The 24,046-nt window shown below is 63.6% G+C and carries 21 protein-coding genes; 15 read left to right on the top strand and 6 right to left on the bottom strand.

Features of this window, described 5'->3' with window-relative positions:
- The first annotated feature begins 171 nt into the window (after positions 1-171).
- The 3 genes from ACSBM8_RS02215 (at position 172) to ACSBM8_RS02225 (ending at position 3,682) form a co-directional block, all read left to right on the top strand.
- Positions 172-1,407: an ROK family transcriptional regulator gene (locus tag ACSBM8_RS02215; RefSeq protein WP_442680045.1), complete on the top strand. Its 1,236-nt coding sequence runs from the start codon at positions 172-174 to the stop codon at positions 1,405-1,407.
- Between the two features lie 84 nt (positions 1,408-1,491).
- Positions 1,492-2,757: a sugar MFS transporter gene (locus tag ACSBM8_RS02220; protein WP_442680046.1), complete on the top strand. Its 1,266-nt coding sequence runs from the start codon at positions 1,492-1,494 to the stop codon at positions 2,755-2,757.
- 25 nt (positions 2,758-2,782) lie between these two features.
- Positions 2,783-3,682 carry an ROK family protein gene (locus tag ACSBM8_RS02225; protein ID WP_442680047.1) on the top strand — a complete coding sequence of 300 codons (900 nt, stop codon included), beginning with the start codon at positions 2,783-2,785 and terminating at the stop codon, positions 3,680-3,682.
- A 2-nt stretch (positions 3,683-3,684) separates the two neighbouring features.
- Here the strand turns inward: ACSBM8_RS02225 and ACSBM8_RS02230 are convergent, their stop codons facing one another.
- A complete protein-coding gene (locus tag ACSBM8_RS02230; RefSeq protein ID WP_442680048.1) occupies positions 3,685-5,157 on the bottom strand; it encodes a carboxylesterase/lipase family protein in 1,473 nt (490 codons plus the stop codon).
- A gap of 72 nt (positions 5,158-5,229) precedes the next feature.
- The gene (locus ACSBM8_RS02235; RefSeq protein WP_442680049.1) at positions 5,230-5,991 is read right to left on the bottom strand and encodes an SGNH/GDSL hydrolase family protein; all 762 of its coding nucleotides are present in this window, start codon (positions 5,989-5,991) and stop codon (positions 5,230-5,232) included.
- 301 nt (positions 5,992-6,292) lie between these two features.
- Between ACSBM8_RS02235 and ACSBM8_RS02240 the strand changes: the two genes are divergently transcribed.
- Positions 6,293-7,159, top strand: a complete 867-nt coding sequence (locus ACSBM8_RS02240; protein ID WP_442680050.1) for an OmpA family protein — start codon at positions 6,293-6,295, stop codon at positions 7,157-7,159.
- 190 nt (positions 7,160-7,349) lie between these two features.
- Here the strand turns inward: ACSBM8_RS02240 and ACSBM8_RS02245 are convergent, their stop codons facing one another.
- Positions 7,350-7,571, bottom strand: a complete 222-nt coding sequence (locus ACSBM8_RS02245) for a hypothetical protein (protein ID WP_442680051.1) — start codon at positions 7,569-7,571, stop codon at positions 7,350-7,352.
- Between the two features lie 574 nt (positions 7,572-8,145).
- On the opposite strand from ACSBM8_RS02245, the gene ACSBM8_RS02250 reads away from it, so the two are divergent.
- Positions 8,146-9,210: a hypothetical protein gene (locus tag ACSBM8_RS02250; RefSeq protein ID WP_442680052.1), complete on the top strand. Its 1,065-nt coding sequence runs from the start codon at positions 8,146-8,148 to the stop codon at positions 9,208-9,210.
- A gap of 79 nt (positions 9,211-9,289) precedes the next feature.
- Complete coding sequence (locus ACSBM8_RS02255; RefSeq protein ID WP_442680053.1) at positions 9,290-9,907, top strand: DMP19 family protein; 618 nt, start codon at positions 9,290-9,292, stop codon at positions 9,905-9,907.
- 27 nt (positions 9,908-9,934) lie between these two features.
- On the opposite strand, the gene ACSBM8_RS02260 is transcribed toward ACSBM8_RS02255, so the two are convergent.
- Complete coding sequence (locus ACSBM8_RS02260; RefSeq protein WP_442680054.1) at positions 9,935-10,477, bottom strand: demethoxyubiquinone hydroxylase family protein; 543 nt, start codon at positions 10,475-10,477, stop codon at positions 9,935-9,937.
- A 277-nt stretch (positions 10,478-10,754) separates the two neighbouring features.
- Here ACSBM8_RS02260 and ACSBM8_RS02265 point away from each other — a divergent pair, with 277 nt between their 5' ends.
- From ACSBM8_RS02265 to ACSBM8_RS02275, 3 genes are all read left to right on the top strand, one after another.
- Positions 10,755-11,855 carry an MBL fold metallo-hydrolase gene (locus tag ACSBM8_RS02265; protein WP_442680055.1) on the top strand — a complete coding sequence of 367 codons (1,101 nt, stop codon included), beginning with the start codon at positions 10,755-10,757 and terminating at the stop codon, positions 11,853-11,855.
- Between the two features lie 38 nt (positions 11,856-11,893).
- Positions 11,894-12,889 carry an MBL fold metallo-hydrolase gene (locus tag ACSBM8_RS02270; protein ID WP_442680056.1) on the top strand — a complete coding sequence of 332 codons (996 nt, stop codon included), beginning with the start codon at positions 11,894-11,896 and terminating at the stop codon, positions 12,887-12,889.
- Positions 12,890-12,975: 86 nt separating this feature from the next.
- Positions 12,976-13,308 carry an HNH endonuclease gene (locus ACSBM8_RS02275; protein ID WP_442680057.1) on the top strand — a complete coding sequence of 111 codons (333 nt, stop codon included), beginning with the start codon at positions 12,976-12,978 and terminating at the stop codon, positions 13,306-13,308.
- Positions 13,309-13,394: 86 nt separating this feature from the next.
- Here ACSBM8_RS02275 and ACSBM8_RS02280 read toward each other — a convergent pair whose 3' ends face one another.
- Complete coding sequence (locus ACSBM8_RS02280) at positions 13,395-13,847, bottom strand: tRNA (cytidine(34)-2'-O)-methyltransferase (protein ID WP_442681462.1); 453 nt, start codon at positions 13,845-13,847, stop codon at positions 13,395-13,397.
- Positions 13,848-14,074: 227 nt separating this feature from the next.
- A complete protein-coding gene (locus tag ACSBM8_RS02285) occupies positions 14,075-17,467 on the bottom strand; it encodes a glycosyl hydrolase 2 galactose-binding domain-containing protein (RefSeq protein ID WP_442680058.1) in 3,393 nt (1,130 codons plus the stop codon).
- A gap of 503 nt (positions 17,468-17,970) precedes the next feature.
- Here ACSBM8_RS02285 and ACSBM8_RS02290 point away from each other — a divergent pair.
- The 6 genes from ACSBM8_RS02290 to ACSBM8_RS02315 are packed head-to-tail and all read left to right on the top strand — an operon-like array spanning position 17,971 to position 24,040.
- Entirely contained in the window at positions 17,971-18,849 is an 879-nt protein-coding gene (locus ACSBM8_RS02290; RefSeq protein WP_442680059.1) for a glycosyltransferase family 2 protein, read from the top strand.
- 5 nt (positions 18,850-18,854) lie between these two features.
- Positions 18,855-19,928, top strand: coding sequence for an acyltransferase family protein (locus ACSBM8_RS02295; RefSeq protein ID WP_442680060.1), 1,074 nt, complete (start codon positions 18,855-18,857; stop codon positions 19,926-19,928).
- A complete protein-coding gene (locus ACSBM8_RS02300) occupies positions 19,921-20,952 on the top strand; it encodes a glycosyltransferase family 4 protein (protein WP_442680061.1) in 1,032 nt (343 codons plus the stop codon). The genes ACSBM8_RS02295 and ACSBM8_RS02300 overlap by 8 nt, the downstream gene beginning before the upstream one ends.
- Before the next feature lie 4 nt (positions 20,953-20,956).
- Positions 20,957-22,051: a glycosyltransferase gene (locus tag ACSBM8_RS02305; protein WP_442680062.1), complete on the top strand. Its 1,095-nt coding sequence runs from the start codon at positions 20,957-20,959 to the stop codon at positions 22,049-22,051.
- A complete protein-coding gene (locus ACSBM8_RS02310; protein ID WP_442680063.1) occupies positions 22,032-23,066 on the top strand; it encodes a glycosyltransferase family 8 protein in 1,035 nt (344 codons plus the stop codon). The genes ACSBM8_RS02305 and ACSBM8_RS02310 overlap by 20 nt, the downstream gene beginning before the upstream one ends.
- A 29-nt stretch (positions 23,067-23,095) precedes the next feature.
- Positions 23,096-24,040, top strand: coding sequence for a polysaccharide pyruvyl transferase family protein (locus ACSBM8_RS02315; protein WP_442680064.1), 945 nt, complete (start codon positions 23,096-23,098; stop codon positions 24,038-24,040).
- Positions 24,041-24,046 lie beyond the last annotated feature (6 nt).

Raw genomic sequence — 24,046 nt, forward strand, 5'->3', positions numbered from 1 at the left:
GCGCCGCTTGATTGTTGCTGTCTTGTTACGCTGATCCATCGCTGTCAATAATAAAGAATGTAATTTTCATTTATAAAGCAGAGCGGCCTGCAAGGGCGATTGAACCGTGCTTCGCGGGACACAGCGTGGTAGCGTTGGATCGGGTGTGGCATGGCCACGGAGGGAGACAGAGTGGCTAGCGCGATCAGGACCGCAATTTCGGCGCATGACGGCACAATCGGTGCTGACGATCGCGGCACCCGTCTGGCCGGCAGCCTGTCCGGCACCAACCTGGAACGTGCGGCCGATTACAATCAGCGGATCGTGCTGCAGGCGATCCGGATCGCCGATGAAACCACGCGGTCCGATCTGGCGACGATCACCGGCCTGACGCCGCCGACGATCGCCAACATCACCCGCCGCCTGCTCGACCTGGGGCTGATCGCGGAAGCTGGTCGCCGGTTCGGCATGCGCGGCCAGCCCGCCTTGCGGCTGCGCGTCAATCCGGACGGCTGTTTTTCGATCGGCATCAATATCGACCGGGATCATTATACGATCGTCTCGCTGGATCTGGCCGGCAACGTGCGGACGCGCGCGGTGAAGGAGATCAGCTTCGCCATGCCCGAACATGTGCTGAGCTGCCTGCGCGAGGAGGTCGCCGCGATCCGCGCATCCGGTGCGATCGACGAGAAGCGGTTGATCGGCATCGGGGTCGCCTTGCCCGACGATCTTGGCAGCGTGGCGCTGCCCCATCGGCCGGAAGGCTATGCGGTATGGAACGAGCTGGACGTGGCCGAACTGGTGCGGGAGGTGCTGCCACTGCCAGTGCATATCGACAATGATGCCGCCGCCGCCGCAATCGGCGAGGCGCAATTCGGTAGCGGGCTGACCCAGCCGAGTTTCTTCTACGTCCTCATCAGCGCCGGCCTGGGCGGAGGGTTGGTGATGGACGGTACCTATGTTCGCGGCGCGACGGCGCGGAGCGGTGAAATCGGCTTTCTGCCCGATCCCTCCGCCGGAAAGCCCGGTGCCACCGTGCAGGACACGGTGTCCTTGTCGGCGCTGCTGGCACGGATCGAGGCAGCGGGTGACTCGATCGAAAATATCGAGACATTGTCGGAGGATATGCCGGTTGTCCGTGGCTGGCTGGACGATGCCGCGCGGTCGCTTACCGATCCGTTGATCGCGGTGAACTGCCTGGTCAATCCCGCGGCGGTGCTGATCGGCGGGCGCTTGCCGGAACCCTTGATCGACGCGCTGGTCACGCGGCTCAACGAAGCGCTCGGTAAGGTGCACGCGCCGGCGATCGCGCCCGTGCTGCGGGCCGCGACCTCGGGCGATGCACCCGCGATCGGCGCGGCCATTCTGCCGTTCCTGGACCGCGTCCTGCCGACCGAATCCGCCCTGATGCAGGCGGGGCGGGGCTGAATAAAACAAATCTCTTTCGTAATTCGTCGGGGCTGATTAGGGACAGACAAGCGCCGTACAGGCGCGCTTCAGGGGAGGGACGCAGTGGTTGCAGACGCACCGCGCCAGGGGCTGGCATTCATTTACATAACGACCCTGTTCTTCATCTGGGGCGCGGTCACGTCCGTCAACGACGTGCTCATCCCGGCGGTGAAGGAAATTTTCACCCTCACCGATACGCAGGGCTTCCTCACCCAATTCGCCTTCTTCATGGCCTATGGCGTGGTGTCGTTACCCGCGGCCCTGGTCGTATCGCGGCTCGGTGCGGCGCGATCGATCATCCTTGCGCTGGCGATCATGGTCGTCGGGTGCCTGCTGATGCCGGTGGCGACGCATTGGCGCACCTATACGATCGTGCTGGTCGCGCTGTTCGTCATCGCCAGCGGCATCACCTTGCTGCAGGTTTCCGCCAATCCGCTGTCGGCGGTGTTGGGGCCTTCCGAAAAGTCGCACTTCCGCCTCGTGCTGAGCCAGGCGTTCAACTCGCTCGGCACCGTGATCGGCCCCTATGTCGCGGCGCATACGCTGCTGCAGGGCGGCCTGTTCTCCGGCGGTGAGGCGACCGAGGCCAAGATCGTTGAATCGCTCGGGCGGATCGATCTGGCTTATTATTTCATCGCCGGCGTGATCGTCCTGTTGGCGATCTTTCTGTTCAGCGTGCGCGGGCGGATCGCGGCGGCAGCGCCAGCGGCCGACGCGAGCGCGGCCAGCGTCGGGGCGGCCTTTCGTTCCAAATGGGCGATGCTGGGGGCAGCCACCATCTTTCTGTATGTCGGCGCGGAAGTGTCGATCGGATCGACCATGGTCAACTTCCTCGAACAGCCTGACATCCTTGGCCTCGCCGCGGTCGAGGCGGGCAAGCTCGTCAGCCTCTATTGGCTCGGCGCGATGGTGGGCCGTTTCCTGGGCAGCGGCCTGCTGACCCGCATTCCCGCCAGCGGTTTGCTGCTGTTCGTCGCGGGCGCGGCGGCGGTCCTGTGCCTGATCGTCAGCCAGATAGCGGGCCAGCCGGCCGCCGTGCTCGCCATCTCCATCGGCTTGTTCAACGCGATCATGTTCCCGGTGATCTTCACGCTGACACTGGAGCGCTCCCGCGCGCCTGCGGCCTCCGTATCGGGCTTGCTGTGCATGGCGATTGTCGGCGGCGCGCTGGTGCCGCTCGTCTTTGCCTATGTCGCGGACATCACCGCCAGCCGATCGATCGCCTTTCAGGTGCCGATGCTCTGCTATCTGCTGATCGCGGCATTCGCGCTGGCGGCGGCCCGCGCACCGATCGTCGCGCGCGCCGCGACGCCGACGGTCGGCCATTGATGTCCCGACAAGACGAGGCGCGCGCGTGATCCAGATCGGGGTAGATTTCGGCGGCACCAAGATCGAGGCTGCCGCGCTCGATAGCGACGGTGCGTTCCTGGTCCGCCGGCGCATTCCCACGCCGGACAATTATGCCAGCGCGATCCAGGCGGTAGCCGACTTGGTTGCCCAAGTGGAAGCGGAAGTCGGCCAGGTCAGGTCGATCGGCGTCGGACTGCCGGGATCGATCTCGCCGCGGACGGGTGCGATGCGCAATGCCAATACCGTCTACCTCAACGGATCGTCGTTTCGCGAGGATCTGGCAAAGGCGTCCGGCCGGCAGGTGCGCATTGCCAATGATGCCAATTGCCTTGCTTTATCCGAAGCGCGCGACGGCGCAGCCGCGGGCGCGCATGTGACCTTTGCGGTGATCATCGGCACCGGCTGCGGCGGGGGCGTGGTCGTCGGTGGTGAATTGGTCGAAGGCGCCAACGGCATTGCCGGCGAGTGGGGCCATATTCCCCTCCCCTGGGCGCGGGCTGAGGAGCTGCCCGGTCCCGATTGCTGGTGCGGCCAGCGCAACTGCCTGGAGAAATGGATTTCCGGCACCGGGTTCCGCAAGGATTATGAGCGGCGCACCGGCCAATTGCTGCAGGGCGAACAGATCGTGCAGCTGGCACGCGCGGACGACCCGATCGCGACCGCCACGCTGGACGATTATATCGATCGGCTCGGCCGGGGGCTGGCGATCATCGCCAACATTCTCGACCCCGATTGTTTCGTGATGGGGGGCGGCATGTCCAACGTGACCGAACTATATGCGCGGCTCCCCGGCATTATCGATCGGCATACGTTCAGCGACGGGTGGCAGGGCAGGATCGTCCAGGCGAAATGGGGCGACAGTTCCGGCGTGCGCGGCGCGGCCCATCTGTGGCCGGCAAGCTAAGCTCAGGGCGCATCCCGCAGGCGGCACACGGCGCCGCGAAGATCGCTGGCGACGGACGTGCCGGCATCGGTGAAACGGACGTAATGTCTCCCTGGCGCATAGCCCGGCCAGGCTGGCAGGCCCGCGCCGTTGGGATTGCCGGTGCGCGCGAAGTTCAACCAATAGGCGTGCATCGGCGGTGCCCCGGCGGGCAGTCGCGCGGAGTCCTGCATCACATAGGGAAGCTCACCCGCGTGCGTGACGGCTTTGCCGCCTGGCCCGACATAGCCAAATTCATATTGCCATACAGGCAGACCGGCGGCCGCATGACGCGCGGCAACTACGCCGGCGGGGCAGGCGAAGATCAGATCCGTCGACACTTGCAGGCGCCGGTCGCCCCGCTCCGGATCGGGATCCGGCGCAGCCGCGTAAAGGGCGCGTGCCGGTGCCGCGTTGGCGCCAAAGCCCGCGGTGATGGCGGGATCGATCGCGTCGGTCGCACCGAGAAAGGAAAATTCCCGGCTGTTGGAGCCGATGATCAGCGGCACACGAGCGCCGCCCGATCGCGCGAGCGTCTGCGCCGGCGGTTCGCGCAGGACCCAACCGTCCACCGTCGCTGCCAGCCAGATAAAGCTGTCCGTGAAAAGGCCGGGTAATTTACCGTCCTCGGACACTTTCAGCAGTGTCGCGACCGGCAAGGCGCGCAGCGTTGCGGAGTCGGCATTGGCCGGCACGCCGGCGGCTTGCGTCAGCGCCATGCCAACGCGCTCATTCTCCGCAAGCGTGCGCGGTGGGATGCCGAAGCCGGCAGTGCCGCTCTCGGCGATCGCCTTGTGGAACAGCCCGCGGGCGCGCGGCGACAGCATCTGCAGCCCGACATCCTGCCCACCGGCGGATTCGCCGAAGATGGTGACGTTGCGCGGATCGCCACCGAAGCGGGCGATGTTGGCCTGCACCCAGCGCAACGCCGCCTGCTGATCCATCAGCGCATAATTGCCGGATGTGCGATGCGGGGATTCCGCCGTGAGCGCCGGGTGGGACAGAAAGCCGAGCGCGCCGAGGCGATATTGCACCGTCACCAGCACAACCGATTTGCCGAAATCCGAGTGTGTGGTGTCCGCGCCGCTGCCCGCGCGATTGCCGCCGCCGTGGATCCACACCATCACCGGCAACCTCTTCTTGCTCGCCGCCGGCAACGGGGTTGCTACCTCCAGATACAGGCAATCTTCCGATTGGTGCGCGGCCGCCTCATGGTTCCAGCCATAATCGATCTGCGGGCAGGCGGGGGCAGAGCGCGTCGTGTCGCGCACGCCGCTCCAGCGCGGCATCGCCACGGGCGGCTGCCAGCGCAACGGCCCGACCGGCGGCTGCGCGAAGGGGATGCCGCGGAACAGGCGCCGCCCGTCCGCCAACGTCTCCCCGGCAATCGCGCCATTGGTGGTCGACACGATTTTATCGGCTTGGACGGCGGCCAGGGCGAGCGCGGCAAGGATCATGAAAGTCGGTCCACTTCATGCGGCAGATCGGGCCGCGGCGACGATGGTCCCGTCGCGCACGGATGGGCAGGCTCAGTCGACGGCGGTCTTGCGGGGGGCGGGCAGCGCAAGGGCCTGCTTGATCGCCCGTTCTGCGACCGGTGCCATCACCTCATAGCCCGCCCGCGTCGGATGGACGTGATCGGACGACAGGCCTTCGCGTATGCCGAGCGCATTGCCTTTCAGCGCGCTCCAATAATCCGCGTACACGCAGCCGGCCCGCGCGGCATAGGCCTTGAGCCAGACATTCATCGCGACGATCTTGCTGCCCGTCTCCAGTCCCGGCTTCCAGGGAAAGAGATCCGCCGGCGGTATCGAGGCGAGGATGACACGGATGCCGTTGGCATGGGCCAGCTCGACCATCGAGCGGATATTGCCCTGCGTTTCCTCCGGCATCATCGGGCCGGTATTGCCGGCGATATCGTTGGTCCCGGCCATGATCTGCACGACCGCGGGGTGGAGATCGATCACGTCGGCGCGGAAGCGGGCAAGCATCTGCGGTGTCGTCTGGCCGCCAATGCCCCGGCCGACCCGATCGTTCGTAAAGAATTCCGGCCACATACTGGCCCAATTATCCGTGATGGAATCCCCCATGAAGACGATCCGGGGATGTTTGGGATTGGGTGCGAGCGCGGCATTGGCGGCGCGATAGCGCGCGAGATAGGGCCAGTCCGACCCGAGCCGGGCATTCCATTCGACCGAGAATTTATTGTTCGGGTCCAGCGCGATCTGGGATGAACCGGAACCGGCCAGCAAAGCGAACGACGCAACGCCCAACAGCACTTTCATACGCATCAGATTTCCTCCGATCCGGCACCCATTTTCGCGACAGGATGTCCGGCCCGAAGACGCCTTAGCATCGTCGTTTCCGCACGCCAGAAGGACATGGCGCGCGCCGTACAAAAGCTGCTGGATGAGTCGGTTTCTGTAACCTTTTGCGTGCCCTCCGATCCGCCGTCCGGGCTCTGCGCATGATCGATTCGCCGCACGCCAAAGCCCGATTGGCCGCTCTCGGAAAGCCGAATGTGCCGCATTCATCTGTCCGACAGGTTCAATTGACACCCTGCCCTCAGAGCAATCGAAAGGGAGAAGCTGAATGGCTGTCATGTCTCAAAAGTCGGGCGTCCGCATCCTGCTTGCGGCAACCGCATTGTCGGCGTCCGGCGTGGTCTTCGCACAAGTGCAGGATCCGTCCGATCCGAATGTTGTCGTCAATGGCCGGAAGAGTGACGGACCGGAGATCAAGGGCGTGATTTCCGCGCGCAATGGCGACAAGCTGAAGGTCACTGCCGAGGACGGCAGCAGCACCATCATCGCGATCGACGATACGACGCAGATCAGGTCTGGCGGAGGGTTGTTCAGCAGCCACGGCAAGCGTGATGCGGCGGCCTTGCTTAACGGATTGCCCGTGTCCGTAAAGACGGTTCGCTTTGGCGACGATCAATCGAACGACGCGCTCGTCGCCAGCCAGATCAAGTTCCGCAACAACGATTTCAAGACCGCGTCGATGATCCGGAACGGCACCGCCCAGCGGTTCGACGAACAGACAGCGGCAACGGAGTCGCTGCGCGGGCGCATGGCCGACATCGACAAATATAATATCAAGGCGACGACGAACGTGCACTTCGACACCGGCAAGGCTGTGCTGTCGCAGGAGGACAAGGCGGCGCTGTGCAACACGGCAAGCTCCGCGCAAAGCACGGAAAATGCCCTGATGCTGGTGGTCGGTTATACGGATTCCACGGGTGGCGAGGATATCAATCAGGAATTGAGCGAAAAGCGCGCCAATCGCGTCATCAACTATCTGCAGCAGGCGTGCGGGTGGAAACCTTATCGCATGCTGACGCCGACCGGCATGGCCAAAGCGGACCCGCTGGCGAGCAACGATACGCCGGAAGGCAAAGCGCAGAACCGCCGCGTGGCGGTCAACATCCTCGTCAGCAAGAGCGTCGACGGACTGTGATCCGCGCCGCCTAAGCCTCCAAGGGCTTGGGCAAAGACAGCAGGTGGCGGCTGTTCAGGTGCGCGCGATACGAAGCACGCCCTGACCAGCCGTCCTCCGCTCTGTGTCACTCCTCGACGGCGGCGACCCATGATCGATACGCCGCACGATCAGGCAGGCGAGGCGGGTGCCTTGTGCGACCCACTACGGGTCAACTCACCGCATATCCCAGCTTTATCGCGGCGCCGGACGATCCCACATCGTAATAAAGGAAGAAGTCACCATTGGCTTGGAAGGTCGTCTGGCCGGTCTCCAGGACCTGAGGCTGATAGCCGCTGCCGTCATTGACGTACAAAGTGAGCGTCGGTGCGGTAGCCGATCCCGCCCATTCGTAGCAGATCCAACCATATCCGCCGATTGGCGAGTATAGCATCGTATCGGTCGGCGTCTGGTAATTGTTAAATGTTATCCAGTACGAATTCGGAACACTCGTGCAAGGCTGGGGTGAACTCACTAGCCTGTCGCGAATGAAATATATCATTTTATCGGCTTGGTCTGTCACCGGAAAATTCTCCCTCAATCCTTAAAGAAGAGATAACAAATCGCTCCGATTCGCGTGCATTGCGATCTTTGGTAAAGCAGCCATAACATATTTTCTGAGTCAACTATGCATATCGGTCCGGAAAATAATGTATTAACCGAAACGGTTAGTTCAAACGTTGCTGATGGCATTGACGAGAAGGAAGGTGCCAGCGTTCGTATTGGGGGATAGAGGATGATTCTGAGTAAAGAGGTATTCTTATATAAATCCGAATTGGTAGAGATTTATCTTGCGGATTTGCCCTGACCTGTGAGCTCATAGGGTGCCGACGGCGCAGCCGGGCGAGGTAGCGTAGCTTTTCACCTGTTGCCGCGCGGAGGCGGCGCCATCGATCGTGTCCGTCCGATGACGCACCGATCTCGGCCTCTGCTCCCGGTGGCTCGATTTAGCCTTCGCTGGAGCCACCATGACGAACGATCCTTTTCCTGATTTTGGGCTGGGCGGCAGCTCGCTGGTCGCACCCGCGATCGCGGGCGACGACATTTATGGTCTCGCGGTCGTCTGGGCCCAGCAGGGCAGCGTCATGCTGTCCGTAGGAACGGGCAGCGATTGGTCCAGCGCGATCCCGATCCCTGGTGCACAGACCTTTTATTCCCCCGGCATCGCCATGGCCTATGACTGGTTCGATATCGCGATTGTGTGGACCGACACGACTGGCCAGGTGAATCTGCAGCTGGCGACATCACCGGGATCATCCGTCCCGTTGTCCGGGCCGGACGCGGCGGCTGGCGCGCCTGCCATTGTTTATGCGGAAGGCACGTTGTTCGTGGCTTGGATGTCCCAAACCGGCAGCCTCGTCATCACCTCTTACACCCCGAATGGGCAAGGTCCGACCGTCCCGGACTTTGAGGTGGAGATCAGCTCCCCGCCGGGCCTGTGCTGGTATGAAGGCCAGCTTTATATCGGCGTCGGCGGGACGATGGACCAGCCGGCCGCGATGAGCATCTTCACCTCGCCTGACGGTGGCGCTTCGGTCTATCCTTACGAAGGTGGCCCGAACTATGTCACCACGGCCGCTCCATCGATGGTTGTGCAGGACGGGGTCTACTGCCTCGCTTATTCCGACGAGAGTTTCAGCCTGAACATCATTCAGACAGACGACCTCACCAACTGCACCAACCAGAGCTTCCCGATCGGCTGTCATGGGGGCGGGGCGTCGGTCGCGCTGAGCATGGGGCAACTGGATGTCGCCTGGACCTATGGCCTGCCGCCCGAGGATCCGCGCTCGCACGAGGTATTTGTCGGCTACATTCCGGTGACGCCCGCCTTGCAGCGCACGCCATTGGCGCGCGAACGCTTCGCGCAGGTAGGCGCGCAGGTGAAATGTCCGGGCGGATCCGTATGGGACCCGCAGAGCCAGACCTGCGTGAGTTCGATGAGCTGCGTCGGCCAATGCGTCATCAACTGTATGGGCGCCAACGGCCTACTGAATCCGATCACCTTCGCCTATTGCCTGTGGAAGAATTGCTAGCGGCCGTCCGCCGATCGCGGCACAAGCGCACCGACGCAATTCGACGCCGATGGCGTGCAGCGCGTGTTGGGAGGACAGGATGCCTGAAGACATCATCTTCCTGCCGGAGGGCATCCTGGAAAAGGTTTCCGATGCGGTCGAGTCATTCTCGTGGTGCACGGATTCGAGACTGTCGCGTGAAGCCCTTTGGAACAATGACGGCACGGACGAAGCAATCAACCTCTACCATGCTTTGCAATATGAGGGGGAGGTCAACAATGGCGGCCATGACCAGTATTTCCACAATTCCAACGGTCATTTTCCGGTCTTCCGCTCCGCGCTGAACGGGTTGGAGATGATCGGGGCGCACCCCTATGCAGAGCTGGTCGTAGCGATGCTGTCCTGGGCCGAGGCGCACCCCGAGGAGGCCGCGGCGACATGGGATTCTCCGAGATCGCCCACGCTGGACCGGCTGGATGATCGGTATTTCAGCCTCAGCGACGAGCGTACGGTAAAGGTTTTCGCGCATGAATGGCTGCGTCGATCGCCCAAGCTCCGTCTGATCCCGCCCGAAGAATTCAATCAGATGGTCTTCCGCTTTCAGAGAGAGGCACACGGGCGCGAGGACGATGTCGTTGAGCCTGCGGCGATGGAAAAAGCGGCAGCGCGCGGATGGGCGGGACGGTTGATCGATGGGATCGCCAAGTGGCGCATCTAGCGCCCCGCTTGGCGCGCGGCGTTCTTGTCAGAGGCGCATTCCGAGCCAGATGACCGTCTCCGTCGAGAACGCGACGACGGGATCGATCAACGTCGGCCATAGTCCGTGCGCGCCGATCCGCGCAGCCGAGCGATCATGATGCTCCTGCTCCTCGGCAATGATTGTGCGCAAGGTATCAGCGGCGGGTTGGTCGATGCTGTCGAGCGCTTGAAGCTGCGCGTGCATATGACGCAGGACGATGCGCTCGATTGCCACTGTGGTGGCCGCGATTGCGTGGCGTCCGGCTATTCCGGTTAGCGTGCCGAGCGTAAAGCCGCCGACCGCACAGAAATAATAGCTTCTGCAACGCCGCCGGTTGCGGCGCAGGAGCTCCGCGCCAAACCGGCTGCGATGGCCCCGCTCATGGGCGAGGAATTCGTCCAGCTCGGCGACCATCTCCGGCGCGCGCCACCGCGCCCACCAGCGCTGCGCCCGGTATACGCAGATGGCGCCTTGTTCGCCCGCATGATCGACTTTCATGACACGATCGCCGAGGGTCTCTCCCGCCTTGAGCCACGCAACCAGAGCCATGCCAGGTTTGTGTCACGCCGCGCGACCGCCCGCCAGAGGGCGTCGGGCGTCCCGTCAGCGGCAGTTCCACGCACCCGCCGGTACGTCATTTGACTTACGGCGCATCGCACGCCGCTCGGGTCATATCTTGCGAATAGGCCGGGGATGCGCAGCCCCGTCCCTGCATGGCCTTCTGCCGTCTCGGCATGTCGTCCCGCCGAAGACCCACTTCGTCGCCTGGTCTTGCGGGACGCGGGGGGCGGAAAGTCGCTGCCTGTCCCTCCGGAAGAGAGTGCCGATGCCGCCTGCCCCCGCCCCAAGCCTGGTTCCGTACAACCCCAATCTGAATGGCAATCCTGCATCGGCGACCGGATCGGCTTATCCCAACGGCAATCCTGCGCTTGGCTATAATCCGCCCAGCGTGCGGAATACGGATACGGCGGTTCCGCTCCACGACCGGGGTGCGGTGGTGCATGATTATGCGAGCAAGGGACCGGCGCCCGGCAATATCGCCTTGCGCTGGATGTACGGCTCCAACGTCGCGGCCAAGAACCGCGATCCGCGCATCCAGGTGATGCAATATAATGAAGACACGTTCCTGCTGCGTCAGAACGTTTGCTGTCATTGGGAAGCACCGTTCACCTATCTGCTGTTCGGTAACGAAGGTGCCTTGCTGATCGATACCGGCGCCACCGCCGATGCGCGCCATTACCCGTTGCGCGATACGGTCGACGCCATCGTCACCCGCTGGGGCCAGGCCCGCCGCCGCCCGAACCTGCCGCTGACCGTGGTTATGACGTCGGGCGAGGATGTCGCGCAGAACCAAGGATTGGTGCAGTTCGCCGATCGCCCCCGAACGACGCTGCAACCCACACCGCCGGCGCTGATGAAGCGCTTCCACGGGCTTGGCGCCTGGCCGGGCGGCAGCGGCAGGATCGATCTTGGCGGGCGCGTGATCGAGGTCATTGCCACGCCGGGCACGCACAAGGACGGGATCAGCCTGTACGATCCCTATACCGGTCTCCTGTTCACGGGCGACCTCTTCTATCCGGGCAAGATCCAGATCGCGAACGACCGCGATTTCGTCGCGTCGCTGGAACGGCTCAAGCAATTCCGCGATCAGAATCCGGTGAAATGGATCCTCGGCGGTCACATCGAAATGATGTTCGTGCCGGGCAAGGCCTATCCCCGCTTCGCGACCTATAAGCCGTATGAGCGCGTGCTGCAGATGGACCCGGCGCTGCTGGACGAAGGGCTTACCTATGCGCGCGAGGTTGCGGGCAAATCGGTGATGCTGATCCGGCCCGATTTCATCCTGCTGAACAAGGTCAGCCCGGACCAGCGCACGCGCGTGTGGCCGGACGGCGTGCCCAATATCGATCCGCCGCGGCCCTTCTGAGCCCGTCTGCCCGTCGTTTATCGAAAGCGTGAGAACCCATGCAGCGTCGAGATTTCCTGTCGTTAACGGCGGCCGCGGCCGTCGTGCCAGTCCATTCCGCGCTGAAGGCGGCCGCGCCAGCGCCCGGCCCGCGCATCGACTTCAAGCGCGCCGATGCGGCACCCGGCGCCTTCCCAACCAAATGGATCTGCGGCTCACCGTCATTGATGGATAACAAGGATCCGCCGGTGCAGGTGCATTGGTATAATCCGCACACCGCGATCCTGCGTCAGAACAAGGCCTATAGTTACGAAGCGCCGTTCGCGCCGCTCTATTTCGGCAATGATCGCGTGCTGCTGCTGGACGAAGGATTCACGCAGCTACGCACCGATTGGGATCTGCGCGGCGTCGTCGACGACTGCATCGCCAGCTGGTGCCGACAGAATAAGCGCAACCCGGCCGACATGGAGCTGTTGGTGGCCTTTTCGCACCTGCACGCCGATCATTATGCCGCGGTGAACCAGTTCGCCGACCGTCCGAACACGCGCTATATGGGCCTGACCCACGAAGAGATGCTGGGCTTCTGGGGGATGACCAATTTCCCCGATCAGCGTGTGTCGCTGGATCTCGGCGGACGTGAGATATTGATCTGGGGTTCGCCCGGCCACGTCATGTCCGAATGCGCCTTTTACGATAGCTTCACCCACATCCTGTTCACCGGCGACATGTTCTATCGCGGTCGCTGTTATATCAGCTTCTGGCAGCCCTGGTTCGACAGCATGCAGCGCCTGATAAACTTCGTGGATACGCATCCCGTCAGCCACGTCATGGGATGCCATATCGAGATCAGCAGCAAAGGCGTGGATTATCCCTATGGCACCACCTGGCAGCCGGATGAGGCGCCAGTCCATATGTCGGTGGACGACCTGCGTCATGCCTTCGAGATCGCCAAGACCATCAAGGAGCCCGGCATCTACTTCACCGGCAAGGTGTTCCTGTGCAATCAGACCCGCGGCACGACGACGATCGACCGCAATCCCTATGCCTATGATTGATCGCAGCGGTCCGCGCCGGTCGCCGCCATGCGCGAATATGCTTTCAAGGTAGGTGCGCGGCGCACCTTATGGCATCAGGCCGGAATATGGCCCGCAAACATTCGAAACATGAACCTTATGGTCAGGCGCCGGCCGAGGTAGAGACACAAACGGTGCCGTGCTGGCTGTGTGGCCGGCCCACGGGCAAGACCATCGTCTGGCACCACCCCGTGCCGAAGAGCCGGGGCGGGCGCGATGTCGTGCCGATGCATCCCATCTGCCATCAGACGCTGATCGCCAATTTCACCAATTCGGAACTGCAGCGTTTCGGGACGGATGTGGACATGCTGCTGGCCCACCCCAACGTCCGCAAATTCGTCGACTGGGTGGCGAATAAGGACCCGGATTTCACCGCGACGACCGCGAAGAAGCAGCGTTGACCGCAGAGTAGGGGCGGACGTGTCGCGATCAGGCCGCGGCGTGGATCGCGCTAAGTCTGGGGCTCGGCTGTATGCGCCCGTCAGCGTCATTCCGGCAATGATCCCGTCTGACGCAGGGCCTCTCCCAGCGCGAGTGCGGTGGACGTGGCGAGGTTCATCGATCGGACCTGCGGCCGCATCGGGATGCGCAGCCGGGCATCGCACGCTGCGGCAACCTCGGGCGGCACGCCCGCACTTTCCTTACCGAACAGCAGAATGTCGTCCGGCGCGAAATCAAAGCTGTAGGCGGATTGCCGGCTCTTTGTGGTGAACAGGATCAACCGGGCTGCCCCTATCGTCGCTTGAAACGCGCCGTAGTCGGCATGACGCGTCACGGCGACATGATCGATATAATCCATCGCCGTGCGACGGACCCGACGATCGTCCCACGCAAAGCCCATCGGCTCGATCAGATCCACCGCAGCGCCCATGCAGGCGCACAGGCGCAGGACGGCGCCGACATTGCCGGCAATTTCAGGTTCGAACAGAGCGATGCGCATACCGCCCGATTGGCCGCGTGCGCCGGGGCTGGCAAGCCCGGTGGACATAGGGCCACTGCGGCGCCCTTTGCAGCCGCGCAAAACGGACAGAAGCGGGACCCCGGCTCAAGGCCGGGGTGACGTAGGGCTATGCCTGACATCGAAAGGAAGCCAGGGGCTGGCCTTTGTGTCCGTCACCCCGGCCCTGAGCCGGGGTCCCGCTTATCAAGGTTACATCCAGGCCCCAGTCAGTGGGCCGTGATAGCCGTCTGCACCACATTCCACCCACGCAGTTTGACCGTCACCGCACCCTTCGTGGCATTGGCTGGATAGCGCACCTCGATGCGGCGCTTTTCGCCCGGCATCAGCGAGACATAATTGTCGGTGAAGTAAGCGGGGAGGATTTGCGCGCCGTTTGCGCCGAATAGGGTGAGCTTGGTCGCCAGCGCGGCGGTGGTGCCGGGGTTGGTGAGGTCGACGCTGGTGATGCGGTCGTCGCCGTCGCTGCGGCTGGATGCGGCGGCGGTGAGCTTGACCTGCGGCATCGTGCCGAGCGCCCGATAGGCGGCCTCGTCGCGTCCTTGCCAATAGGTGTTGCGCGACAGGATTTCGCCGGATGCGCTGGTTATGTCGAGCGCCACCAGAACGACACCCTGCTGGAGCGCGGGGGCCAGATCGAGCGTGAATATGTCTGCGGTCAGGCCGGCCGCGGCAGTGAAGGGTGCGCTACGTTCGCTGACGAGTGTGTTGTCGAGTGTGGTCACCCGCGCGTGGACCGTCGCGCCGGTCAAGGGCGTACGGCCGTTATTGACCACGATCACCTTGTAATCGGGCAGGTTCATCTGGACGTGGACCGGCTCGGACGCTTTCTTGGTGCCGTAGAAGGCGGCATGCGTGTCGTAATCGGAGGAGAAGATCTGCCAGGCAGAGGATGGCCAGGCGGGCTGGGTCATCCAGAACATGCGCGCGCTGTTGGTGGTCCACAGTCCCGCATTGAAGCCTTCGAGGATCGCGCGGTAGCTGACATATTGCAGCATCTGCGCCTTGCGTTCGAAATCCTCCAGGCTGGTGGCGGGGCCGAATTCCGTATCCATCGCTTTCATGTAGCTGGCGACGGCGCCGTTTCCGGTCTGGTGCCAGTCATGATAGGCCCAGACATCGCTGATCGGCCATTGGTCCGGCGCCGGGATCGTCCGCTTCCAGCTTTCCAGCGTCGGGAAGCTGGGCGTGCCGAGCTCGACCGAGAAACCCTTGGCATGCTCGGTGAAATAGGATGCCGGCTCGCGCCAATTATAGGGCCCGCTATTCTGGAGCGAGATGCGGTTGGATGACGCCATGTAAAGGCGCGTGCCGTCCTCCTGCTCGATCAGCTTCTCGATCCCCTCGTTCAGGATCGGCTGGGGCACACCCTCGTTGCGGGGCACCCACACGACGATCGAGGGATGGTTGCGGAAGCGGCGAACGACATCCTTCGCATTGGCGAGGAACAGGGGCACGTCCTGTGCCTCGATATTGTAATCCTGGGTCGACTCCCAGAAATCGTTGAACACCATCAGGCCATATTCGTCGGCCAGCTCATAGAAGGTCTCGCCCGTATCCTGGCCCATCCAGTTGCGGATGATGTTCATGTGGGCGTCGCGATGGAGCTTGAAATAAGGCTCCTGGCGGGCGCGATCCACGCGCTTCATGAAATCGTCCATGCCGATGCTGCCACCGCGTGCGGCGATGCGGACGCCATTCACGCGCAACACAAGGAAGGGAGAAAGCCCTTCGTCGCCCGCAATCGGCGTCACGGCCGGTGATGTCTCGGCGCCGGCCGCGAAGCTGTAGGCCCATCCGTTCGGCACCTGACGGATGGCCTGGTGGCGGTGATCGATGATCTGCTGGCCGCGCGAACGCGCTTTGCTTGGATCGAGCAGAACGCGACGGAGCGCACCCTGATGATCCATCAACGACAGTTCGTAGGTGACCTCGCGCAGGCCGAAGCGCACGTCCTTGGCGTCAGACGTTCCTGCCGCAAGGTGGAGCATGTGCAGATCGGGCGCGCCATAGCCGTTCGGCCACCACAGCTTGGGGTTGCGCACCACCAGTTGCGGGAAATCGGTGGGCGTGAAGCGAACGATGGTCTCGCCTGGGGCGAGCGTCACGCTCTTGGCGACGTTGACGTCATCGAAAGCAGCCCGAACATCGGTCGTGACCGGGTGGTCGGTCAGGTTGGTCAGCGGGACTTCGATGGCGACGTTGGCCACGCTGTTGTCTGGGTTGGGCAAGGTCGTGATGACCTGGGCATCGCCGATCTGGACGTCGCCGGTCGCGACCAGATCGACGCCTTGCCACAGGCCGGTATTGCGATCGCGGATGGTGGGGATCCAGTCCCACCCCTCGGTCGCCGAGAAGGTCGGGCCATCGAGCATCATCATGCCGCCATTCTCGCCGACGCCGGACGTCAGCGATTCCTCATGCGTGATACCGGCATGGGGCGGGGGCGAGATGCGGACTGCGATTGCGTTGCGCTGGCCCGGTTGCAGCTTGCCGGTGACGTCGAACCGGCCGCGAATGAAGGCGCCCTTCATGTCGCCGACGCGGACACCGTTGACCCAGGCCTCGGCGGCGTAATTGGCGCCGTTGAAGATCAGCGCCAGGCGTTTGCCGGCGGCGTCGGCGGGCACATCGATCTCGGTGCGATACCAATAATCCTGGTGGGCGAGCCGTTCAGGGATGGCGAGATTGTTCAGGCCATAAGCGGGATCGGGATAGACGCCGCGATCCACCAACGTTGTCAGCGCAGTGCCTGGCACCGTCGCGGCATACCAGCGCGCCGCCCCATAGCCGGCGCGGGAGATCGCGGCCCCGTCCGGGGCCTGCAAGGCGGAACCTTCTGCCATGCGCCAGCCGGCGACGGTCCACAGGCCCGGTGCGCGGGCGACCAGGGCCGGGCCTTTCGGCTCCGGCTTGGCGACGGGCTTTTGGAAGGACGCCCCGCTCTTGGGGCGGGTCCAGGCCGGTTGCGGCGTGACCTGGCCCGCCATCTGGCGAACCTGTACCGGCCATACCGGGCTGGAGAGGGTGAAGACGGTAAGATCGGGATCCGGAGCCCGCGCCGCCAGCGCGCGGATGTTCGCCGCCGGGAGCATTGCGGCGGAATATTGGAAGCCGGCAATGCGGCCGCCAAAGCCGTCACCACCGAGCCTTGCCTCACCGGCCAATGGCCCGGCCGCAGCCGGGCCGCTCGCGACCTCGCGTCCGTCGACGTAGAGATGCGCGACGCCCTTTTCGGCGGTGACGGCCAGGAGCGTCCAGCGCCCGAGCGGCAAACGCTGGCGGCCGCGGACGACGCCGGCAGGCGACACGAAGGCAGGGACGCCATCGGTCAGGGCCAGGAAAAGGCCCGATCCCGGTGCGCCGATGCCGGCAAGCGTCGCGGTGCCGGTGGGCGTGACACGCGGCTCGATCCAGGCCTGGATCGTCCAGCTGCCGGCGGCAGGAAGGGCATCGCCGGCGGCGCCGATCGGGGCCACGTAGGGCGTGCCGCCCGCTGCAACGTCGATGTTGAAGGGACCGACAGCCGAAGGGCTCTGTGCCAGAAGTGGCAGCGCCGTGGCCCCGAGCAGCAGTCCACCCAGGCGCAGGAGGCAATTCATCGGTCTTCTCCCCGTTGGCGTCCCGGCTTCGCGGCCAGGCACGCATGTTGACGGGATCATGACGCACCAAAATAAGAAAATCAATTTACTTATCTTCAGCGATGTTTGCTTTGCCCGTGCGTTAGGGGGCGCAATTGGTCGCGGCGATCAGTTTTCCAACGACTATCTACATCCGAAATGACCCGCGTGGCTGTATCGGCTGCAGTACCTGCCTACGGATCTGGCGGACGTTCGCTTCGCTGTGGCGCGGCGAGACATATGGGTGTTTCCACGCGACCAACCGGGTGCGGGTGCTTGGCGTGTACAGGAAGCGCTCATCCCCGCCTGCCTACCATATCGGCGCGAATTGAGATGACATCTGTCATCTTTTTGCTGCACTGCAGCATCACAAATGGTCCGTTCTCTGAGTTGATACGTCGAGAAAGGCGGGTAACATGCTGCACACGCGAAATAACGCTGCGCTGACGAACCCGGGGTCTGAAGGGGGTAACGAGTTGAAACAGGTGAGCGTTGCCGTCGCTATTGCGACGGCCGGCCGTCGCGATACGTTGAGCGAAGTCCTGGGTGAACTGGTCCACCAGCTGCGCGCGCCGACCCGTGTCGCCGTCTGCCCGGCCAAGCCCGAAGATGCGGACCTCGACGCCTTTGCGCGCCTGCCTTTTCAGGTCGATGTGGTCAGCGGCCCGGTCGGCCTGTGCGCCCAGCGCAATGCGCTGATGCGGCATTTGACCGACGTCGATGTCGTGCTGATGCTGGACGACGATTTCGTGATGGAGCCGCATTATGTCGGCGAATGCGCTGACCTGTTCGCGGCGCATCCGGACGTCGTGATGACCACCGGCGAGGTGCTTGCCGACGGCATCATGGGGCCAGGCCTGGAACTCGCCGATGCGCAGTCGACGCTCGCCGCGGATCGGATGCCGGCCAGCGATAGCCTGCGGGACGTTCATAATGGTTACGGCTGTAATATGGCGATCCGGATGGCGCCGGTCCGCGCCCAGGGGCTGACCTTTGACGAGAAGCTGCCGCTTTACGGCTGGCTTGAGGATGTCGATTTCAGCCGGCGGCTCGCCGAATATGGCCGGATCGTCAAAAGCCAGCGCTGCCGCGGCGTCCATATGGGCGTGAAGCGCGGGCGCAGCCCCGGCAAGCGACTGGGTTATTCGCAGGTCGCCAATCCCTATTATATGTGGCGTAAAGGGTCCCTGTCCGCGCGCTTCGCCTCGATCCAGATGGCGCGCAACCTCGCCTCCAATTTCGGCAAGATGTTGCGGCCGGAGCCGTGGGTCGATCGCAGCGGCCGTGTCCGCGGCAATTTGCTGGCGATGAGCGACCTGGTGCGCGGCCGGATCGATCCGCAGCGCGCCCGCGAGCTGAGCTGAGCGGCATGGCAACCACCCATCCTGCGCCCGCCGGGGTGCTATCCGCGCGCGAGCGCGAAGAACCGGTCAAGGCCAGGCCCCGGCTCGGCTGGGTCGATGTCGCAAAGGGCATCGGCATCGTACTGGTTGTGCATGGCCACGCCATTGACGGGTTGATGTCGGCGGGGCTGCTGTCGCGCGATGGGTTGGCCGCCTTCAGCTTCTACGCCGTCTATTGCTTCCACATGCCGCTCTTCTTCCTGCTGAGCGGTCTGTTCGTGCCCGGCCAGATCGCGCGGGACCGGGGGCGTTTTGCGTGGCGCCAGATCGGGTCGATCGTCTGGCCTTATTTCCTGTGGTCGATCATCCAGATCACGGTGCTGTATCTGGCGTCTTCCTACGTCAACAAACCGCGTGAACATCTGGATTATCTCCAGATCTTGTGGGCGCCGCCGAGCCAGTTCTGGTTCCTGTACGTCCTGTTCCTGTTTCACATGGTCGCGGCGCTGCTGGTGCGGCGTAACACGATCGTGCCGATCCTGGTGGTGGGCGCGATCGCCTTTGTCGGCTTCCATATTCTCTGGCCGCGCGCGACCATTCCGCATTTCTTCAGCGAATTGCTGATCTTCTACGCGCTGGGCACGGCGCTGGCGGGGCAGATGGCGGCGATCCCGGCATGGATGGCGCGCTATCGGGTCGTGGTGGCGGCGGCCTGCCTCCTGGCCGTTCCCTATATCTGGTTCGGTTTCTCGCGCGGGTTTGGCTTCGATTATATGGCGATGATCCCGGTCACGCTGATCGGGATTTGCGGCGTGCTGACTGTGGCTACGATGCTGTCCGGCCGCGCCGCCGCCCTGTTCCGCTTCCTGGGCGAGCGGGCGATGGCGATCTATGTGCTGCACGTGCTGTTCGTGGCGGGCACGCGCATCGTTCTGGCGAAGGCGCTGGGTATCCAGAATGGCGCGTTGCTGTGGCCGATCCTGCTGACGGCGGGTGTTGTCGGCCCGGTCGTGGCGTTCGAAATCGCCGGCCGTGCCGGCTGGACCCAGCGTCTCGGCCTGGGCGCCAAGCCGCGCGCCGCGAAGGTCGGCAATGCCTGAACTCGTCATCAACGGACGCTTCCGGCACCAGCGGCTGACCGGCGTCCAACGCGTTGCCGTAGAAATTACGCGCCGGCTGAAAACGCCTTATCGGATCGTCGAGCCGAACAAGGATGCGAATGGCGGCCGCGGCCATCTGTGGGAGCAGCTCGTGCTGCCGGTCCGCGCCGGCCGCCAATTGCTGTGGGGGCCGTGCAACACCGGACCCGTCGCCAAGGCACGGCAGATCGTGACGATCCACGATGCCGCCGTGCTGGAACATCCCGAATGGTTCTCGCCCAATTTCGCGCGGCTCTACGGACAGCTGCTACCTTTGCTGGCGCGGCGGATCGATCGGGTCGTCACCGTGTCCGAATTCTCGCGCGAGCGACTGAGCGCGCTGCTGGGCATCGGGCTGGATCGGATCGCGGTCGTCCCCAACGGCGTGTCCCATCATTTCCGCCCGGTGCCGGAGGCGGAACGCGACCTACCCCCCGCTTTGGTGGGGCGGCCCTATTTCGCGACCTTGTTCACGCGCGAACCGCGCAAGAACCTGGATCTCGTGCTGAAGGCCTGGAAAGCCGCACGTCCGCAGCTTCCCGCCGACACGGTGCTGGCCGTCATCGGCGGGCGCGGCGCGGCGGGCGTGTTTGGCGAGGGGCGGGGTGAGAGCGAGGTCGGCGACGATGGCGTAGTCCATTGCGGCTATCTGCCCGACGCTGTCCTCCCGGCCGTCCTGTCGGGTGCGTGGGGGCTGGTCTATCCCAGCCTGTATGAAGGTTTCGGTCTGCCCGCGCTCGAGGCGATGGCTTGCGGGACGCCTACCGTCGTCACCGCGTTGACCAGCCTTCCCGAAGTGTGCGGCGATGCCGCGCTCTATGTGGACGCGCTCGACCCGCGCGGACTCGCCGATGCGTTTCTGACCCTGGCCGGCGATCCTGCGGTACGCGCCGACCTTGGCCGTCAAGGCATCGCCCGCGCGCGCCTTTTTAGCTGGGACGGCGCTGCCGCCCGGATGGATTCGATCCTCGCGGAGCAGTTGTGACACCATGAAAGTAGCGATCATCCACTATTGGCTGGTCGCGATGCGCGGCGGCGAGCGCGTGCTGGAGCGGCTTCTGACGCTATATCCGCAGGCGGACATCTTCACCCATGTCTACGATCCCGACGCGATGTCGGCGCTGATCCGATCGCACAAGGTGACGACCAGCTTCATCCAGAAGCTGCCGGGCGCAACGCGGCGTTACCAGAGTTATCTGCCGCTCATGCCACTCGCATTGGAGCAGTTCGATCTGCGCGAATATGACCTGGTGATCGCGTCCGAAGCCGGGCCGGCCAAGGGCGTGATCACGCGCCCCGATGCGCTGAGCCTATGTTACTGCCATTCGCCGATGCGCTATATCTGGGATCAATATCCCGTCTATCGCGCGCAGGCCGGGGCGTTGACGCGCATGCTGATGCCGATGCTGAGCCACAAGCTGCGGCTGTGGGACACGGTCAGCGCGTCGCGGGTGGATAGCTTTTCCAGCAACTCCGCCTTCGTGCGGTCGCGCGTGCGCAAATTCTATGGGCGCGATGCGGAGGTCATTCATCCGCCGGTGCCGGTCGACGATTTCGCCATCGGCGAGCCGGGCGATCATTATCTGTGGCTCAGCCAGCTGGTGCCGTACAAACGGCCCGATCTGGTCGTCGATGCGTTCAACGCCAACGGATTGCCGCTGCTGATCGTCGGCGATGGCCCGTGCGCCGCCGACATACGCAAGCGCGCCAAGGGTAATATCCGCTTCGAGACCCGGCTTAATTATGCGGGGCTGCGCGATGCTTATGCGCGCGCCCGCGCGCTGATCTTCACCGCCGAAGAGGATTTCGGGATCGTCCCCGTGGAGGCCCAGGCCTCTGGCCGTCCCGTGATCGCTTATGGCCGTGGCGGCGCATTGGAAACGGTGGTCGACGGGTCAACCGGCCTGTTCTTCTACGAGCAGACGGCGGATGCGCTGAACGACGCGATCCGTCGCTTCGAAGGCTGGCTGCCCGGCTTCGAGCCGGAAGTAGCGCAGGAGCATGCGCGCAAATTTGCGCCGGAGCGGTTCGACGAACAGTTCCGCGCCTTTGTGGAGCAGGGCATTGACCGACGTTTCTCCTGAAGCCGTGCCAGCGGGGGCCCAGGGCGGCGATGTAAAGCGCCACCTGATCATCTTCACGACGGATGCCGGCTTCATGATGCCGACCATGTCGGTCATCGATCAGTTGCTCGCCCAGCCGCGGGTGATAGCTCTCGCCGACATCATCGTTTACCTCGTGGATATCGATGCGGACCGCCGGCGCGCGCTGGAAGATGCTTTTGGCCATTTGCCGGTGCGCTTCGTCGAGATCCCGCCGGAGCTGCTGCAATTGTCCGGCGATGTCAGCTTCAATCCCACGCACGTGCCGCATTCGACGCTGGCGCGACTGTCGCTCGGGGAGTTGCTGCCCGAGCAATATGATCATGTCCTCTATCTGGACGGCGATATCCAGCTGCTCGGCGATATCGCGCCGCTGGTCGAACATCAGGTCGCACCCGGCAAGATCGCCTCGGTCAACGAAGGCATCTGGATGTATCAGGGCGACGGCGGCGGCTATTGGCGCGGGATGAGCGCCTATCTGTCAGGGCTCGGCCTGAAATCGCCTCATGATTATTTCAACGCGGGCATCCTCGCCTTCCGGCGCGACACTTGGCGGACCAAGTCGGCCGAAGCCTTGCGCTTCTTCACCGAACATTCCGACCTGTGCCGCTTCCACGATCAGAGCGCGCTGAACTTCGTGTTCAACGGCCAGCGCGAGGTGCTGTCGCCGCTCTACAATTATATCTCAAGCTATGCCGATCTTGGCCTGGCGGACCGGCTCAAGCCGCGGATCGTGCATTTCACGGGCGCCGCCAAGCCGTGGTTCAGCCGGGCGCGTCCGTGGCAGGGGCGGTTCCTGCCGCATTATGATGCGCTACGCGCCCGTTATCCGGTGCTGGCGCAGTTCGAGAAGCGTAAAAGTGCCGACGAGATTGCCGCGATCGACGGTGAGGCGGAGGCGCGTCGCCGCAAGATGATGTTGCTGACGCCCTGGCGGCCGACGCTGCGGCGGCAAAAGCTGCTCCGTTATTTCCGCGATACCCGCTTCGCTTTCTAAGCGAGCCAAGACAAAGATAGGAACCTGCCATGCGGCTCATCGCCTTGCTCGATACCAGCGTTTCGTCCGACAATCTGGGCGACGAGATCATTATGGATGCGGTTCGCTACGAACTGCTGGACGCGCTGCCGGATGCTTATTTCACCACGGTGGCGACGCATGATTATCTGGGGCGGATCGGCCGCAAGATCCTGAAGCAGTGCGAATTCGGCATCCTCGGCGGCGCCAATTCCATGTCGTCGCAGATGCTGCGCGGCGCGAACTGGAAAATTTCCCCGCTCGATCTGTCGCCGATGCAGGACAAGGTCGTGCTGATGGGTGTGGGCTGGCAGGATTATCACCCCAATGCCAGCCGCTACGCGCGTTATGTCTACGAGCGCGTCCTGTCGAAGAAATATGCGCATTCGTTCCGCGACAGCTACACGCTCGGCAAGGCCCAGCAGCTGGGGCGCAAGACACTCAACACCGCATGCCCGACAATGTGGCGTTTGGACGACGCCCATTGCGCCGCCATTCCCACAACCAAGGCAAAAAGCGCGGTTGCGGCGCTCACTTTCTACCGGCCGGATCCGGACAATGATCGCAAGCTGATGCAACGCATCTGCGACAGTTACGGCAAGGTGTATTTCTGGAGCCAGCAGGCGGAAGACTGGGAATATCTCCACTCGCTCGGCAATTTCGATGTCGAGCTGATCCACCCCAATGTCCGCGCCTATACCGATGTCCTGGAAGGCGAAGACGTCGATTTCATCGGCAGCCGGCTTCATGGCGGGATCCGGGCGATGCAGAAGGGACGCCGCGCCTTGATCGTCATCGTCGACAATCGTGCTGCCGAGATTGGTCGCGACACCGATCTGCCGACCGTCGCGCGGGATAATCATGCGCGCATTGCCGCCTGGATCGAAGGGAGCGATCCGGTTCGCCTCAAGCTGCCGAACGAGGCCATCAACGCCTGGCGCACCCAGTTCGGCTGAGCCGTT

The sequence above is a fragment of the Sphingomonas sp. ASY06-1R genome, from assembly GCF_052180265.1.
In the GTDB taxonomy this organism is placed as follows: Bacteria; Pseudomonadota; Alphaproteobacteria; order Sphingomonadales; family Sphingomonadaceae; genus Sphingomonas_I.